The organism is Mycobacterium sp. NGS54, assembly GCF_059812465.1.
On sequence record NZ_JCALCS010000007.1, the window covers coordinates 154,628 to 169,416 of the forward strand.

Annotated in this window: 14 protein-coding genes, 3 tRNA genes and 1 pseudogene; 11 read left to right on the forward strand and 7 right to left on the reverse strand. The window is 68.7% G+C overall.

The window, feature by feature from the left end:
- Positions 1-50: 50 nt before the first annotated feature.
- The 4 genes and pseudogenes from AC5Y5E_RS22935 to AC5Y5E_RS22950 form a co-directional block, all read right to left on the reverse strand.
- A complete protein-coding gene (locus tag AC5Y5E_RS22935) occupies positions 51-203 on the reverse strand; it encodes a hypothetical protein (RefSeq protein WP_499905266.1) in 153 nt (50 codons plus the stop codon).
- A 259-nt stretch (positions 204-462) separates the two neighbouring features.
- Positions 463-1,623 (reverse strand): annotated as a pseudogene (locus tag AC5Y5E_RS22940) (PE family protein); the annotation flags it as partial.
- Positions 1,624-2,107: 484 nt separating this feature from the next.
- Positions 2,108-2,180 (reverse strand) — tRNA-Arg (locus AC5Y5E_RS22945).
- 20 nt (positions 2,181-2,200) lie between these two features.
- Positions 2,201-2,292 (reverse strand) — tRNA-Ser (locus AC5Y5E_RS22950).
- Positions 2,293-2,381: 89 nt separating this feature from the next.
- Between AC5Y5E_RS22950 and hisC the strand changes: the two genes are divergently transcribed.
- Positions 2,382-3,458 carry a histidinol-phosphate transaminase gene (gene hisC, locus AC5Y5E_RS22955; protein ID WP_499905267.1) on the forward strand — a complete coding sequence of 359 codons (1,077 nt, stop codon included), beginning with the start codon at positions 2,382-2,384 and terminating at the stop codon, positions 3,456-3,458.
- Positions 3,455-3,916, forward strand: a complete 462-nt coding sequence (locus AC5Y5E_RS22960) for a DUF4334 domain-containing protein (RefSeq protein ID WP_499905268.1) — start codon at positions 3,455-3,457, stop codon at positions 3,914-3,916. The genes hisC and AC5Y5E_RS22960 overlap by 4 nt, the downstream gene beginning before the upstream one ends.
- Here AC5Y5E_RS22960 and AC5Y5E_RS22965 read toward each other — a convergent pair whose 3' ends face one another.
- The gene (locus AC5Y5E_RS22965; RefSeq protein WP_499905270.1) at positions 3,917-4,501 is read right to left on the reverse strand and encodes a TIGR03086 family metal-binding protein; all 585 of its coding nucleotides are present in this window, start codon (positions 4,499-4,501) and stop codon (positions 3,917-3,919) included. It abuts the gene before it with no gap.
- Between the two features lie 23 nt (positions 4,502-4,524).
- Here AC5Y5E_RS22965 and AC5Y5E_RS22970 point away from each other — a divergent pair, with 23 nt between their 5' ends.
- The 4 genes from AC5Y5E_RS22970 to AC5Y5E_RS22985 are packed head-to-tail and all read left to right on the forward strand — an operon-like array spanning position 4,525 to position 7,976.
- Positions 4,525-5,349 carry a crotonase/enoyl-CoA hydratase family protein gene (locus AC5Y5E_RS22970; protein ID WP_499905271.1) on the forward strand — a complete coding sequence of 275 codons (825 nt, stop codon included), beginning with the start codon at positions 4,525-4,527 and terminating at the stop codon, positions 5,347-5,349.
- A gap of 25 nt (positions 5,350-5,374) precedes the next feature.
- Positions 5,375-6,610 (forward strand): lipase LipE, encoded by a 1,236-nt coding sequence (gene lipE / locus AC5Y5E_RS22975; RefSeq protein ID WP_499905273.1) that lies wholly within the window; start codon positions 5,375-5,377, stop codon positions 6,608-6,610.
- Positions 6,611-6,640: 30 nt separating this feature from the next.
- A complete protein-coding gene (locus AC5Y5E_RS22980; protein ID WP_499905274.1) occupies positions 6,641-6,832 on the forward strand; it encodes a hypothetical protein in 192 nt (63 codons plus the stop codon).
- Between the two features lie 37 nt (positions 6,833-6,869).
- A complete protein-coding gene (locus AC5Y5E_RS22985; RefSeq protein WP_499905276.1) occupies positions 6,870-7,976 on the forward strand; it encodes an Rv2629 family ribosome hibernation factor in 1,107 nt (368 codons plus the stop codon).
- A 4-nt stretch (positions 7,977-7,980) separates the two neighbouring features.
- Here the strand turns inward: AC5Y5E_RS22985 and AC5Y5E_RS22990 are convergent.
- Positions 7,981-8,067, reverse strand: a tRNA-Ser gene (locus tag AC5Y5E_RS22990).
- A 37-nt stretch (positions 8,068-8,104) separates the two neighbouring features.
- Here AC5Y5E_RS22990 and AC5Y5E_RS22995 point away from each other — a divergent pair.
- A complete protein-coding gene (locus tag AC5Y5E_RS22995; RefSeq protein ID WP_499905278.1) occupies positions 8,105-9,073 on the forward strand; it encodes an NAD(P)H-quinone oxidoreductase in 969 nt (322 codons plus the stop codon).
- A gap of 77 nt (positions 9,074-9,150) precedes the next feature.
- Here AC5Y5E_RS22995 and AC5Y5E_RS23000 read toward each other — a convergent pair whose 3' ends face one another.
- On the reverse strand, positions 9,151-10,347 hold the full coding sequence (locus tag AC5Y5E_RS23000) for a cysteine desulfurase-like protein (RefSeq protein WP_499905279.1): 1,197 nt from the start codon (positions 10,345-10,347) through the stop codon (positions 9,151-9,153).
- Between the two features lie 122 nt (positions 10,348-10,469).
- Between AC5Y5E_RS23000 and AC5Y5E_RS23005 the strand changes: the two genes are divergently transcribed.
- From AC5Y5E_RS23005 to glfT1, 4 genes are read left to right on the forward strand one after another with little or no spacing between them, the layout of a single operon-like run.
- A complete protein-coding gene (locus AC5Y5E_RS23005; RefSeq protein ID WP_499905280.1) occupies positions 10,470-12,440 on the forward strand; it encodes a DUF6541 family protein in 1,971 nt (656 codons plus the stop codon).
- Positions 12,441-12,452: 12 nt separating this feature from the next.
- Positions 12,453-13,001 carry a bacterial proteasome activator family protein gene (locus AC5Y5E_RS23010; protein ID WP_499905282.1) on the forward strand — a complete coding sequence of 183 codons (549 nt, stop codon included), beginning with the start codon at positions 12,453-12,455 and terminating at the stop codon, positions 12,999-13,001.
- 4 nt (positions 13,002-13,005) lie between these two features.
- Positions 13,006-13,815: a galactan export ABC transporter ATP-binding subunit Wzt/RfbE gene (gene wzt / locus AC5Y5E_RS23015; RefSeq protein WP_499905284.1), complete on the forward strand. Its 810-nt coding sequence runs from the start codon at positions 13,006-13,008 to the stop codon at positions 13,813-13,815.
- Complete coding sequence (gene glfT1, locus AC5Y5E_RS23020; protein ID WP_499905285.1) at positions 13,812-14,720, forward strand: galactofuranosyltransferase GlfT1; 909 nt, start codon at positions 13,812-13,814, stop codon at positions 14,718-14,720. The genes wzt and glfT1 overlap by 4 nt, the downstream gene beginning before the upstream one ends.
- Positions 14,721-14,789: the final 69 nt, after the last annotated feature.

Here is a 14,789-nt window from a genome sequence, read left to right on the forward strand (position 1 = left end):
AAACTCGAATCCGGGATGGGCCGCACACGCCCGCCCCGGATCGGAAAGATTTAGGGTTTAGCGACCGCCGGCGCCGCCACCGAGGCGGCCACCCGCGCCGCCACCGGCCACACGGCCACCCGCGCCACCGCCGAGGCGACCGCCGGCGCCACCGCCGACGCGTCCACCCGCGCCACCACCAACGCGGCCACCCGCACTGCCACCGATTGTTTGCACAAAACTGCTCGTGATCATGAGCCGGACATTATCGCCGAATACTCGCGGCCACAACCAACTTCGTCTGAACGGTTCGGCTACACCGAGATGCCGCCGGGACCGTCGAGGTTCCCCCGCCAACGCGGCACACGTCGACCGCGGCCCAACCTGGGCGACGACCCGACAGCGCATATCAGGTCAACGAATCCATGCGGGTAGCGCCTTGGCGTTGATTTCGGTGCGAGCTAGGGCCCGCTGGGTACACTACGACCCAGGCTTGCCTTGGGTGCCGGACAGCAGCCCACCAGCACCGCCTTTACCGCCGGTACCCCCGACCGCGCTCCCGCCGTTACCGCCGTTGCCGATAAGGACGGCGTTGCCGCCGTCACCGCCGACACCGCCCAAGCCGCCGGCGCCGCCGTTGCCCCCGTTACCGATCAGCCCGGCGTCGCCACCCCTACCGCCGGTCCCGCCGGGGACAAGGCTGGCACCGCCGTCGCCTCCGTTGCCGAACAACAGCCCGCCGTTCGCGCCGGCCTGCCCATCCCCAAACGCATTGCCACCGTTGCCGGCGAGCAGCCCAGCGTGGCCGGCGGTTAGGCCGTTCCCGCCGTTGCCCAACGCGATTGCGTTGCCACCGGCACCGTCGACCGCGCTGCCTCCGTTGCCGAACAGTAGCCCGCCGTTCGCACCGGCCTGCCCAGCCACACTTGCATTGCCACCGTTGCCGGCGAGCACCCCGGCATGGCCGGCGGCGCCGCCGGACGTGCCGGTCCCGCCGCTACCGCCACTGCCGAACACGAACGCGCTACCGCCGATACCACCGGCCGCACCGCTACCGGCGCCGCCATTGCCGCCGCTGCCGAGCAGCAGGCCGCCGGCACCACCGGCCCCGCCGGCCCCGCCGATGCCGCCGGCCCCGCCGATGCCGCCATTGCCGATCAGCCCGGCGCTCCCGCCGGCACCACCGGCCTGACCGGCCGCGCCGGACCCACCGTTGCCGCCGTTGCCGAACAAGATCCCGCCGGCCCCGCCGTCCTGCCCGGTGCCCGGGGCCCCATTGGCGCCGTTGCCGATCAGCGGGCGCCCAAACGTCGTCTGGGCAGGCGCATTCACCGCGTTGAGCGCCTGCTGCATCGGTGACGCGTTGGCAGCCTCGGCGCTGGCATACTGCGTCGAGGCGCTATCGATGAGCTGCACAAACTGCTGATGGAACGTGGCCGCCCGAGCGCTTAGCGCCTGAAAGGCCTGGGCGTGCGAGCTGAACAAGGCCGCGATGCCCTCCGACACCTCATCGGCGGCTGGCGCCAACGCACCCGTCGTCTGGGCCGCCGCAGCCGCATCGGCTGCTCTGATCGCCGAACCGATACTCGCCAGATCCGTTGCAGCCGCGTCCATCATCGCCAGCGCCGCGCTCACATATGACATGCCCCCGCCCCGTTCCTTCAGATCACCCCGTAGAAATAGCGGTAGCCACGTACCCACTCATAATCCGATTCAAACCCCTACCAACGGATCGGCGGGCCGATCCCGCCGAGCACGTGTCCCTTTCCGCTGGTTGCCTTGGTCCAAGAGTGCCGCGACGGTACTCCATTTCCCAGTGCGCCCGACGTGGGGGTCGATTGCACGATGCCCGGCACTGCATCTTCGCGGGGTCCGCCTGGCTGTGACCGCCGAGCGGACTGACCATGCCGAGGCCTTGGTCACTGCGCTATCTACGCCCACCTGCGAGACGAGGCATTGCGTTCCGCCAGTGCAGCGTTGCGACAAGTCGCCACGCCTGGTGGATAACTCCGCCCACACGAGTTCGATGGATCTTGTGACATGCGCGTGACGGTGAGGCCATCGGAGAAGTCGAGAGCGCGCAAAGGCTGATTCTCCCAAATCGAAGGTGAACCAACATTCCGTATTGCGCGCCCGAAGGGATTCGAACCCCTAACCTTCTGATCCGTAGTCAGATGCTCTATCCGTTGAGCTACGGGCGCCTGTCTTCAGTTGTCACGCGTGGCGGAGGCGAGAGGATTTGAACCTCCGGTCCCCTTTGAGGGGGACAACTCATTAGCAGTGAGCCCCATTCGGCCGCTCTGGCACGCCTCCATCGGACTTCCTGAGGGTACCCGAACCCCTTCAGCCGTCCCCGAACCGCCGGAGGCATAGCGTACACAGCGCCGACATATGCTGTCGAAGTGACCGCCCGCCTGCGCCCCGAGCTGGCGGCACTTCCCGTCTACGTTCCCGGCAAGACGGTGCCGGGTTCGATCAAACTGGCCAGCAACGAGACGGTGCACGGCCCGCTACCGAGCGTCCGCGCGGCGATCGAACGGGCCACCGACCGCATTCACCGCTATCCCGACAGCGCCAACCTTGCGCTCAAGGCGGCACTGGCCAAGCACCTCAGCTCGGCGAGCTCCACGGATTTCGCGCCCGAGCAGGTCGCGGTGAGCTGCGGTTCGGTGAGTCTGTGCCAGCAGGCCATCCAGATCACCGCCGCCGCGGGCGACGAGGTGGTGATGGGGTGGCACAGCTTCGAGCTTTACCCGCCCATGACTCAGGTGGCCGGCGCGGTCGCCGTCAAGGTGCCCCTGACCGACCACACCTTCGATCTGTACGCGATGCTCGCCGCGGTGACCGAGCGCACCCGGCTGATCTTCGTGTGCAACCCCAACAACCCGACGTCGACGGTCGTCGACCCGGACGCGCTGGCCCGTTTTGTCGAGGCCGTCCCGCCGCACATCCTGATCGCCATCGACGAGGCCTACGTCGAGTACATCCGCGAAGGCATGCTGCCCGACAGCCTGCAGCTGGCCCGCACCCGCAGTAATGTCGTTGTGCTGCGGACCTTTTCGAAGGCCTACGGGCTGGCGGGTCTGCGCGTCGGCTACGCCATCGGGCACCCCGACCTGATCACCGCGCTGGACCAGGTCTATGTGCCGTTCGCGGTGACGAGCATTTCGCAGGCCGCCGCCATCGCCTCGCTGGACGCCGCCGACGAGCTACTCGCCCGCACCGACGCCGTGGTCGCCGAGCGCGCCCGCGTCAGCGCCGGCCTCCGCGACGCCGGGTTCGCCCTGCCACCGTCGCAGGCCAACTTCGTCTGGCTGCCCCTCGGCACGCGCACCCAGGACTTCGTGGCTCGGGCCGCCGAGGCACGCATCGTGGTCCGCCCGTTCGCACCGGACGGCGTGCGGGTCAGCATCGGGGCGCCGGAGGAAAACGACGCGCTGCTACGGTTTGCCCGCGACTGGATCAAGGAGAGCCAATGAGCCTGGCCCGCAAGAAGTTCACCGAGTTCAAGGAACGCACCGGCGACATCGCCGATGCCGAGCTCGACGAATTCTGGGCGACCCTGCCCCCGGCGACCATCGACGAGATGCTGGGCGAGTGGAAGGGCGGCGAGTTCGTCACCGGCCACAAGATGAACGGCCAGCTGGAGAAGGCGGGCTGGTTCGGCAAGACCTTCAAGTCGGCCGCCGACGTGCAACCGTTGGTGTGCCTGGACGCCGACGGGAACAAGTTCTCCAACAAGGAGATGGGCAAGGGCGAGGCCAGCCTGTGGCTGGAGGAGTTCCGCGGCGAAGTCACCGCGACCATGGTCTACGACGGCCAGCCCGTGCACGACCACTTCAAAAAGATCGACGACGACGCCGTGATGGGCATCATGAACGGCAAACGCGTGCTGGACGGCGGCCGGTACTACTACTTCTACCTCGAGCGGGTGTAGCTACCGCGCCGGGTTGCGGCCCGTAAACGCGATCAGCTGCTCGAGGGCCCCGGCGTCGGCGGGCACGTCGACCGGCTCGTCGAACCCGGCGCGGGTGCGTTGCTCCGGGCGGATGATCTGGTGCGCGAGCCCCAGCACGTATTCGGCCAACGGCTCCGGGGCGTCGACGTCGTGCCCCACCGCCCTGGCGTAATCCCATGCGTGGACCAGGAATTCGAGCGACAGGATGCCGCACGCGCCCCTGGCCGGCATCTCGCCCTTCCCGAACGGCACGGTGCCGTCGAGGCCGTGGCGATGCCACGCGTCCAGGGCGGGGCGCGCCGCGGCGACGACCTGCCGCTCCACCGAATCGCCCTCGTCGCGCTCGGGAATGTCCGCGCCCACCATGCCCCCGAGCCCCTTGATCGAGGTCAGCAGGTGCTCGGTCAGCCCCGTTACGTCGAACTCCCGGCACGGCGTGCGCCGGGTCAGGTCGTCGGTCGCGATGGGGTGCAGGACGCGCTGCAGCACGCCCAGCGTGTCCTCGGCGCTGTGCAGCTCGTCGGTGGGTGGGGAATGAGGTCCGGGTCGCAAGTCAGGAGCCATATTTGCCACGCTACGGTCTCGCTATGGGCGAAACATACGAATCCGTCACCATCGAAACCAAAGACCACGTCGCCCAGGTGACGCTGATCGGGCCGGGCAAGGGCAACGCCATGGGCCCGGCGTTCTGGTCGGAGATGCCGGAGGTGTTCGCGGGGCTCGACGCCGATCGCGACGTGCGGGCCATCGTCATCACCGGATCGGGCAAGAACTTCAGCTACGGCCTGGACGTGCCCGCGATGGGCGGCATGTTCGCCCCGCTGATGGCCGAGGGAGCGCAGGCCCGCCCCCGCACCGAATTTCACGCGGAGATCCTGCGGATGCAGAAGGCGATCAACGCGGTCGCCGACTGCCGCACCCCGACCATCGCCTCGGTCCAGGGCTGGTGCATCGGCGGCGGCGTCGACCTGATCTCCGCGGTCGACATCCGCTACGCCAGCGCCGACGCCAAGTTCTCGGTCCGGGAGGTCAAGCTGGCGATCGTCGCGGACATGGGCAGCCTGGCCCGGCTGCCGCTGATCCTGAACGACGGCCATCTGCGCGAACTGGCGCTGACGGGCCGGGACATCGACGCGACCCGCGCCGAGAAGATCGGGTTGGTCAACGACGTGTTCGCCGACGCCGACGCGACGCTGGCGGCCGCGCACGCGACGGCCGCCGAGATCGCCGCCAATCCCCCGCTGGCCGTCTACGGCGTCAAGGACGTCCTGGACCAGCAACGCACGTCAGCCGTGTCGGAGAACCTGCGCTACGTCGCGACGTGGAACGCGGCGTTCCTGCCGTCGAAGGACCTGACCGAGGGCATTTCCGCGACGTTCGCCAAGCGTCCGCCGCAGTTCACCGGGGAGTAGCGCGCGCTTGGCTACTCTCGCTGAAGTGACACCCGACGGAAAGATCCGCCTCCCGGCCGACCTGGACTCCGTGACGGCCGTCGGCGCGGAGGACCACTCCGAGATCGACAGCGCGGCCGTCGAACGGATCTGGCGGGCCGCGCGGCACTGGTATGCGGGCGGCATGCACCCGGCGATCCAGGTGTGCATCCGCCAGCACGGGCGCGTCGTGCTCAACCGCGCGATCGGCCACGGCTGGGGCAACGCGCCCACCGATCCGCCCGACGCCGAGAAGATTCCCGTCACCACCGACACGCCGTACTGCGTGTACTCGGCGGCCAAGGGCATCACCGCGACCGTCGTGCACATGCTCGCCGAGCGCGGCGTCTTCTCGCTGGACGACCGGGTCTGCGAATACCTGCCGGCCTTCACCAGCCACGGTAAGGACCGCATCACGATTCGGCACGTGATGACCCACAGCGCCGGCCTGCCCTTCCCCACCGGGCCGCGGCCGGACGTCAAACGCGCCGACGACCACGAGTACGCGCAACAGAAGCTCGGCGAACTGAGGCCCCTCTACCGCCCCGGGCTGGTGCACATGTATCACGCGCTGACGTGGGGCCCGCTGATGCGCGAGATCATCTACGCGGCCACCGGCAAGGAGATCCGCGAGATCCTCGCCGCCGAGATCCTCGACCCGCTGGGCTTCCGGTGGACCAACTTCGGCGTCGCCAATCAAGACGTTCCGCTGGTCGCGCCCAGTCACCCCACCGGCCGCACCCTGCCGCCGGTGGTGGCGCAGATCTTCCGCAAGGCGATCGGCGGAACCGTGCACGAGATCATCCCGTACACGAACACCCCGCTGTTCCTCACCACGATCGTCCCGTCGTCCAACACCATTTCGACCGCCGACGAGCTGTCCCGGTTCGCCGAAATCTGGCGCCGCGGAGGCGAACTCGACGGCGTGCGGGTGATGAGCCCGGAAACGCTGCGTGGCGCGGCCGCCGAATGCCGGCGCCTACGACCCGATTTCGCGATCGGCCTGATGCCGGCCCGGTGGGGCACCGGATTCATCCTGGGAACCAAGCGGTTCGGGCCGTTCGGCCGGGGCGCGACGGCCGCGTTCGGTCACCTCGGCCTCACCAACATCGCCGTCTGGGCCGACCCGGAGCGCGACATGGCCGCCGGGGTGATCAGCAGCGGCAAGCCCGGCCGCGACCCGGAAGCCCGCCGTTACACCGCCCTGATGGACACCATCGCCGCCGAGATTCGCACCGGTTGAGGGCGCGCGGCGGTGGGAACACTGCCACGCATGGCTACATATCGAGTGCTCAACCCGAAGGGCGACGTCGTCGCCACCGAGGACATCGAAAGCGCCGACAAGGCGCACGCGTGGTTCGCCGACAACCAAGTCGAGGGCAACGAACTCGGCTGGCGCATGGAGGTCGAGCACGACGGCGAATGGCGCTTCTTCGACGACAGCGAGGGCGATCGGAGCTACTAGGGTTTGCCTCCTGGGCGGCCGGGGCAACCAACTACGCATGGATTCTGGACGCTTCCGCAAGCTGCTGAACGCACCGGGGCCGTTTGCCTCGGTCTACTTCGAGGACTCGCACGACACCCACGACGCCGAGGCCCAACTCGAACTCAAGTGGCGGGCGGTGCGCGAGGACCTCGAGCGGAAGGGCGCCGGCCAACCCCTCATCGAGGACATCGAAGCCGCCGTCATGGACCTGCGTCCGCCGATCGGTCGCAGCGGGCGCGCGGTGGTCGCCAGCGCCGACGGCGTGGTGATCAACGAGCATTTGGCGCGGCCCGCGGTGACGACGATCGTGCGGGTATCCGAATTGCCTTACCTCGTCCCGATTCTCGAGCAGAGCTTCGATCATCCGGACTACGTGCTCGTCGTCGTCGACCACAGCGGCGCCGACATCACCACCCAGATCGGGGGCGCGCTGCATTCGGAGACCGTCGACGGCGGTGGCCACCCGGTACACAAGGCCGCCGGTGCAGAAACCGCGGGTTACGGCGACCCGCAGCTGCGCACCGAGGAGGCCGCCCGCAAGAACATGCGCGCGGTCGCCGACCGCGTCGGCGAACTCGTCGACGACAAGGGTATCGAGGTGATCTTCGTCGTCGGCGAGGTGCGGTCGCGCTCGGACCTTCTCGCGACGCTGCCGGAACGGTTGCGCGACCGGGTGGTCGCGCTCGAGGTCGGCGCGCGGCACAGCGGTCACGACTTCGGCGAGATCGAGCAGGCGATCGAGGAGGAACTCGTCGACCGTCAGCTGCGTGCGATCGATGCCGCCGCGCAGCGCTTCGGCGCCGAGATCGGCCGCGAATCCGGGCTGGCCGCCGAGGGATTGGGCCCCGTCTGCTCCGCGCTGCGCCAGGGCGCGGTCGAGACATTGATCGTCGGGGAAGTCGGGGACGCCACCGTCGTCGCCGACGAGGGCCTGACGACGGTCGCACCCAACGAGAACGTGCTGTCCGAGCAGGGCGCCGCTCCCGACAAAACCCTGCGCGCCGACGAGGCGCTGCCGATGTTCGCGGTGTCGGTCGGGGCGGCACTGGTGCGCACCGACGAAAGGATCTCCCCGGCCGACGGCGTCGGCGCCGTGCTGCGCTACGCACCGACCCTGCACTGACGGGCGGTGGCGGAGGGATTTGAACCCCCGGACGGTTTTAGCCGTCTCTCGCTTTCAAGGCGAGTGCATTAGGCCGCTCTGCCACGCCACCGCTGATAAGGGTAACGGTGCCCAGTAGCGTGGCCGTCATGCGCGCGATCGTCGCCGAATCTCCCGACCAACTGTCCTGGCAAGACGTGCCCGACGTCGCCGCCGGCCCGGGCGAGGTGCTGATCAAGGTCGCCGCGGCCGGCGTCAACCGCGCCGACGTGCTGCAGGCCGCCGGTAAGTACCCGCCGCCGCCGGGCGCCAGCGAAATCATCGGCATGGAGGTGTCCGGAGTCGTCGCCGATGCGGGCGAGGGCGTCACGGATTGGTCTGTCGGACAAGAGGTTTGCGCGCTGCTGGCCGGCGGCGGCTACGCCGAATACGTCGCGGTGCCCGCCGGCCAGGTGATGCCCATCCCCGACGGGGTGGACCTGGTGGACGCCGCCGGCCTGCCGGAGGTGGCGTGCACGGTGTGGTCCAACCTGGTGATGGTCGCGCACCTGGGCAAGGGGCAGCTGCTGCTGATGCACGGCGGGGCCAGCGGCATCGGCAGCCACGCGATCCAGGTCGCCCGTGCGCTGGGCGCCCGGGTGGCCGTCACCGCCGGGTCGGCGGAGAAGCTGGAGTTCTGCCGCGAGCTGGGCGCCGAGATCACCGTCAACTACCGCGACGAGGACTTCGTGGCGCGCCTGCAGGAAAACGGCGGTGCCGACGTGATTTTCGACATCATGGGCGCCGCGTACCTGGACCGCAACATCGACGCCCTGGCCACCGACGGGCAGCTGGTCATCATCGGCATGCAGGGCGGGATCAAGGGCGAGCTCAACATCGCCAAGCTGTTGATGAAGCGGGCGCGGGTGATCGGCACCACGCTGCGGGCCCGCCCGGTGACCGGACCGAACAGCAAGACCGAGATCGTGCAGGCGGTGACGGGGTCGGTGTGGCCGATGATCGCCGAGGGCCGGGTGCGGCCGATCATCGGCGCGCGCATGCCCATCCAGCGGGCCGGTGAGGCGCATCAAGACTTGGTGGCCGGCAAGGTGACCGGAAAGATCGTGCTGACCGTCTAGCCGTGGCTCGCGAACCTAACCTGGCTGCGATTTCGGGTCTGAATTTTCGCAGTGTGGTTAGGCTCGCGACGAGAGAGTCAGCCCAGCGATGCGAGCGCGCGCACCAACTGGTCGACCTCGGCCGTCGTCGAGTAATGCGCCAAACCGACGGTGACGGCGCCGCCCACGTCGTTGACACCCAGCACGTCCAGCGCGCGGGAGCTCTCGTTCGTGATGGCGAGAATGCCGTTGTCCGCCAGGCGCTGGACCACGCGTTCAGCGGGCACGTCCTGCAGGGCGAAGCTGACCACCGGTATCCGCGCCTCGGGGCGGCCGATCACCATCACCAGCGGCAGCGACCGCAATGACACCATCAGGTAGTCGAAGACCCGGTTCAGATACGCGGTGGCCGACTGCGTCGACACCGACAGGCGTTCGCGCCGGCTGCCACGGGCCGACTCGTCGAGCGACGCGAGGTACTCGATGCTGGCGACCAACCCGCCCAGCAGGCCGAACTGATGAGCACCGACCTCGAGGCGCGCCGGGCCGGCGGCCTGTGGATCGGAGGACACCGCGCTGAACGAGTTGATCAGCGCGGGTTCGCGAAACACCATCGCGCCGATCGGGGGACCGCCCCACGCCAGCGCGTTCACCGCCACGATGTCCGCGTCAGTCTCCTTGACGTCGAGCAATCGGTACGGCGCGGCCGCGGAGTGGTCGACCACCACCAGCCCGCCCACCTCATGCACCAGCTTGGTCATCGCCCGCAGATCGGTGACGGTGCCCAGCGTCGCCGACGCCGACGCGACGGCCACCAGCCGCGTCGATTTCCCGATCAGGCTCTCCCACTGCCACGTCGGCAGCTCGCCGGTCTCGATGTCGATCTCGGCCCATTTCACCTTGGCGCCGTAGCGGTGCGCCGCGCGCAGCCACGGGGCGATGTTGGCCTCGTCGTCGAGCCGGCTGACGATCACCTCGTAGCCCAGCCCGGCCCGTGACGACGACGCCTCGGCCAGCGAGGACAACAGGATCGCGCGATCGGCGCCCAGCACGACGCCCGCCGGGTCGGCGTTGAACAGGTCGGCGACGGCCGCGCGCGCGGCCTCCAGCACGGCGGCGCTGCGCCGCGCCGACGGGTGCGCCCCGACGGTGGTAGTGCCGGACCGGCGAAACGCCGTCGACACCGTCGTCGCCACCGAATCCGGGATGAGCATGCCGACCGGCGCGTCGAAGTGCACCCAACCGTCACCCAGCGACGGATGCAGTCCGCGCACCCGGGCGACGTCGTAAGCCATGACAGCCACCTTAAGGCTTCCGCAATTTCGCGAAAATTGTGACGGTAGCGGGTGCCCCTTCGGCAATCCAAGCCGGATGGTGGCTTGGCGAGCCGAGTCACCCGGGCAGCCATACTAGTCCAGTGGGCCTTTGGACCGGAACGCTGATCGCACTGTTCTTGCTGATCGCACCGGGTGTGATCGTCGCGCGCATCACCCAGCTGACGTGGCCGGTGGCCATCGCGGTTGGCCCTGCGCTGACGTACGGCGTTGTGGCGCTGGCGATTATCCCCCTCGGTGCGCTCGGGATCCCGTGGAACGGCTGGACCGCGCTCGCCGCTCTGGCGGTGGTGTGCGTGGTGGCGACGGGCTTGCAGCTCGCGCTCGCCCGTTACCGCGACACCGAGGCGGAATCGCGCGGGGTCAGTCGCTGGCCCGCGGTGACGGTGGCCGCGGGTGTGCTGCTGGGCGCGGCGCTGATCATGTGGGCGGGCTATCGCGGCCTCACGCACTGGCAGTCCATCCCGAGCACCTGGGACGCGGTCTGGCACGCCAACGAGGTGCGGTTCATGCTCGACACCGGCCAGGCGTCGTCGACCCACATGGGCGAGCTCCGCAACGTCGAGACCCACCAACCGCTGTACTACCCGTCGGTGTTCCACGCCCTGACGGCCGTCTACTGCCAGCTCACCGGCGCGGCGCCCACCACCGGCTACACCCTGAACTCGTTGGCCGCGTCGGTCTGGCTGTTTCCGTCCAGCGCGGCCACCCTCACCTGGTTCCTGCTGCGCCCCGTCAGCAGCCAATGGCGCGCGGCGAGCGTGTCCGCCACCGCCGCCGCGCTGTCGGCGTCGTTCACGTCGGTGCCCTATGTCGAGTTCGGCGTCGCGGCGATGCCCAACCTGGCCGCCTACGGCGTCGCGATCCCGACGTTCGTGCTGATCGCCTCGACGCTGCGGCACCGCGACCGCATCCCGGCGGCCGTGCTGGCGCTGGTCGGCGTCCTGTCGGTGCACCTGACCGGAGGGTTCATCGTCATCCTTTTCCTGCTGGCCTGGTGGCTCCTGGACGCGCTGTGGCACCCAGTGCGCGGGCGCCTCACCGACATGCTGACCCTGGCCGGCGTGGCCGTGCCCACCGCCGCGATCCTGGCGCCGCAATTCATCGGCGTGCTGCGGCAGGCCGACATCATCGCCGGGCACGCGTTCCCCAGCTTCAAGAGCGTGAAGCAGGGGGTCATCGACGCGCTGCTGCTGCACACCCGCCACCTCAACGACTTCCCGACCCAGTACAGCCTCGTCGTGCTGGCGGCCATCGGCATGGGCATCCTGCTGTACAAGCGGATCTGGTGGCCGCCCGCCGTCTGGGTGGTGCTGACCGTGGCGACCATCTACTCCGGCGCACCGTTTCGCAATCCCCTCGGCCGCGCCATCGAGGAGTTCAGCCAGTTCTTCTACAACGATCCGCGCCGGCTGTCGGCGGTGGTGACGATGCTGGTGACGCCTATGGCGGGGATCGCGCTCTTCGCGATCGTCGTGGGGGCTGTCGCCCTGGCCAAGCGGCTCACCGACCAGTACAAGCGGTTGCCCAACCCGGTCTGGACCGCGGCCACGGTGGTCCTGCTGGTGGCGGCGGTCCTGGTCGCCGGCCGGCAATACCTGTATAGACACCTGGTGCTGTTCGGCGACAAGTACGACTCGGTGATCATCGACCAGCGCGACCTGATGGCGATGGCCTACCTGGCCAAGCAGCCGGGGGCCCGCGACACCCTGATCGGCAACTCCAACGTCGACGGCACCGCGTGGATGTACGCGGTGGCCGACCTGCACCCGTTGTGGACCCACTACGACTTCCCGCAGCAGACCGGTCCGGGCTACTACCGCTACATCTTCTGGATCTCCGCGCGTAAGGGCGATTCCGACCCGAAGGTCGTCGAGGCGATCAAAGCGCTCAACATCAGGTACATCCTGACCAGCTCGCCCAACGTCAGAGGGTTCACCACGCCCGAAGGGCTAGTGTCTCTGGATAGGTCGAAGTCGTGGACGATGATCTACGACAATGGCGGGGCTCGAATCTACGAGTGGCGCGACGACGCCGCGGCGCCGCACCCTTAGACGCACAAGAGGATGGTGAATGGATTGACTACCGGCAGCGACGGCAACGACGGCCCGGACGCCGACGGCATCGAGGTGATCGGCGGCGTCGACCCGCGGATCATGGCGCTCCGCGACACCGATGACGACTCGGACGAGCGCTCCCTGACCGACCTGGTCGAACAGCCCGCCAAGGTGATGCGGATCGGCACGATGATCAAGCAACTGCTCGAGGAGGTGCGCGCCGCGCCGCTGGACGAGGCCAGCCGCAACCGGCTGCGCGACATCCACGCGACGAGCATCCGCGAGCTCGAAGACGGCCTGGCGCCGGAACTGCGGGAGGAGCTCGATCGGCTCACCCTGCCGTTCAACGAGGACTCCGCGCCGTCGGACGCCGAGTTGCGCATCGCCCAGGCGCAGCTGGTCGGGTGGCTGGAAGGGCTGTTCCACGGCATCCAGACCGCGCTGTTCGCTCAACAGATGGCCGCGCGCGCCCAACTGGAGCAGATGCGCCAGGGCGCGCTTCCCCCGGGCATCAGGTCGGGTCACGGCCCGGGTTCGGGCACCGGGCAATACCTGTAATCGCATGACGCTGCCGGGTCCAGGTCCTCATATCGAGACGCGCGACGCGTGGGTGGAATTTCCCATCTTCGACGCCAAGTCGCGGTCGTTGAAGAAGGCGTTCCTGGGCAAGGCGGGCGGCACGATCGGCCGTAACAGTTCCAACGTGGTGGTCGTCGAGGCGTTGCGCGACATCACCATGAAGCTCGAGTTGGGCGACCGGGTGGGGCTCGTGGGCCACAACGGGGCCGGGAAATCGACGCTGCTGCGCCTACTTTCGGGCATCTACGAGCCGACCCGCGGGTGGGCGAAGGTCACCGGCCGGGTCGCGCCGGTCTTCGACCTCGGGGTCGGCATGGACCCGGAGATCTCGGGCTACGAGAACATCATCATCCGCGGCCTGTTTCTCGGGCAGACCCGAAAGCAGATGTTGGCCAAGGTCGACGAGATCGCCGAGTTCACCGAGCTGGGCGACTACCTGTCGATGCCGCTGCGCACCTACTCGACCGGGATGCGGGTTCGGCTGGCGATGGGCGTGGTCACCAGCATCGACCCCGAGATCCTGCTGCTCGACGAGGGCATCGGGGCGGTGGACGCCGACTTCCTGAAGAAGGCGCAGACCCGGCTGCAGCGCCTGGTGGAGCGCTCCGGAATCTTGGTGTTCGCAAGCCATTCCAACGAGTTCCTGGCCCGGCTGTGCAAGACCGCGATGTGGATCGACCACGGCGTCATCCGCATGTCGGGCGGCATCGAGGACGTGGTGCGCGCGTACGAGGGCGAGGACGCGGCGCGGCACGTGCGCGAGGTGCTGGCCGAGACCGCCGGGCAGCCATGAGCGAAACAATCTTCGCCGTCGTGGTCACCCACCGGCGTCCCGACGAGCTCGCCAAGTCGCTGGATGTGCTCAGCACGCAAACCCGCTTGCCCGATCACCTGATCGTGGTCGACAACGACGGTGACGGCCGGGTCCGTGATTTGGTTGCCGGCCAACCCATTTCGACGACCTACTTGAGCTCGCGCCGAAACCTCGGCGGCGCGGGCGGTTTCGCGCTGGGCATGCTGCACGCGCTGGCGCAGGGCGCCGACTGGGTGTGGCTCGCCGACGACGACGGGCGCCCCCAGGACTCGCACGTGCTGGCGACGCTGCTGGCCTGCGCCGAGAAATACGGCCTGGCCGAGGTGTCGCCGATGGTGTGCAACATGGACGACCCGCAGCGGCTGGCCTTTCCGTTGCGTCGCGGGCTGGTATGGCGCAGGCGCGCAAGCGAATTGCGTACCGAGGAGGGGCAGGATCTGCTGCGCGGGATCGCGTCGTTGTTCAACGGCGCGCTGTTCAAGGCGTCGACGCTGGAGTCGATCGGCGTGCCGGACCTGCGGCTGTTCGTTCGTGGCGACGAGGTGGAAATGCACCGCCGGCTGGTTCGCTCCGGCCTGCCGTTCGGAACCTGCCTCGACGCGGTCTACCTGCATCCGTGCGGATCCGACGAGTTCAAGCCGATCCTGGGCGGCCGGATGCATACGCAGTATCCCGACGACGCCATCAAGCGGTTCTTCACCTACCGCAACCGCGGCTACCTGATGGCGCAGCCGGGCCTGCGCAAGCTCCTGTTCCAGGAGTGGGTCCGATTCGGCTGGTTCTTCCTGGTGACCCGCCGCGACCCCAAGGGCCTGTCTGATTGGATTCGATTGCGCCGCTTGGGGCGTCGGGAGCGCTTCGGCAAGCCGGGAGGAACCGCGTGACGCGCGCCGGCGACGATGCAGAGCGGAGCGATGAGGTGGGGGCACCTCCCGCTTGCGGGGGAGAGTGGC

What these genes read in the sequence shown, in the direction of transcription:
- AC5Y5E_RS22960 (WP_499905268.1), top strand. Translation starts at nt 3,455, where the DNA reads ATGAGCCTGGCCCGCAAGAAGTTCACCGAGTTCAAGGAACGCACCGGC.
- AC5Y5E_RS22965 (WP_499905270.1), bottom strand. Translation starts at nt 4,501, where the DNA reads ATGGCTCCTGACTTGCGACCCGGACCTCATTCCCCACCCACCGACGAG.
- AC5Y5E_RS22970 (WP_499905271.1), top strand. Translation starts at nt 4,525, where the DNA reads ATGGGCGAAACATACGAATCCGTCACCATCGAAACCAAAGACCACGTC.
- AC5Y5E_RS22980 (WP_499905274.1), top strand. Translation starts at nt 6,641, where the DNA reads ATGGCTACATATCGAGTGCTCAACCCGAAGGGCGACGTCGTCGCCACC.
- AC5Y5E_RS22985 (WP_499905276.1), top strand. Translation starts at nt 6,870, where the DNA reads ATGGATTCTGGACGCTTCCGCAAGCTGCTGAACGCACCGGGGCCGTTT.
- AC5Y5E_RS22995 (WP_499905278.1), top strand. Translation starts at nt 8,105, where the DNA reads ATGCGCGCGATCGTCGCCGAATCTCCCGACCAACTGTCCTGGCAAGAC.
- AC5Y5E_RS23000 (WP_499905279.1), bottom strand. Translation starts at nt 10,347, where the DNA reads ATGGCTTACGACGTCGCCCGGGTGCGCGGACTGCATCCGTCGCTGGGT.
- AC5Y5E_RS23010 (WP_499905282.1), top strand. Translation starts at nt 12,453, where the DNA reads ATGGTGAATGGATTGACTACCGGCAGCGACGGCAACGACGGCCCGGAC.
- wzt (WP_499905284.1), top strand. Translation starts at nt 13,006, where the DNA reads ATGACGCTGCCGGGTCCAGGTCCTCATATCGAGACGCGCGACGCGTGG.
- glfT1 (WP_499905285.1), top strand. Translation starts at nt 13,812, where the DNA reads ATGAGCGAAACAATCTTCGCCGTCGTGGTCACCCACCGGCGTCCCGAC.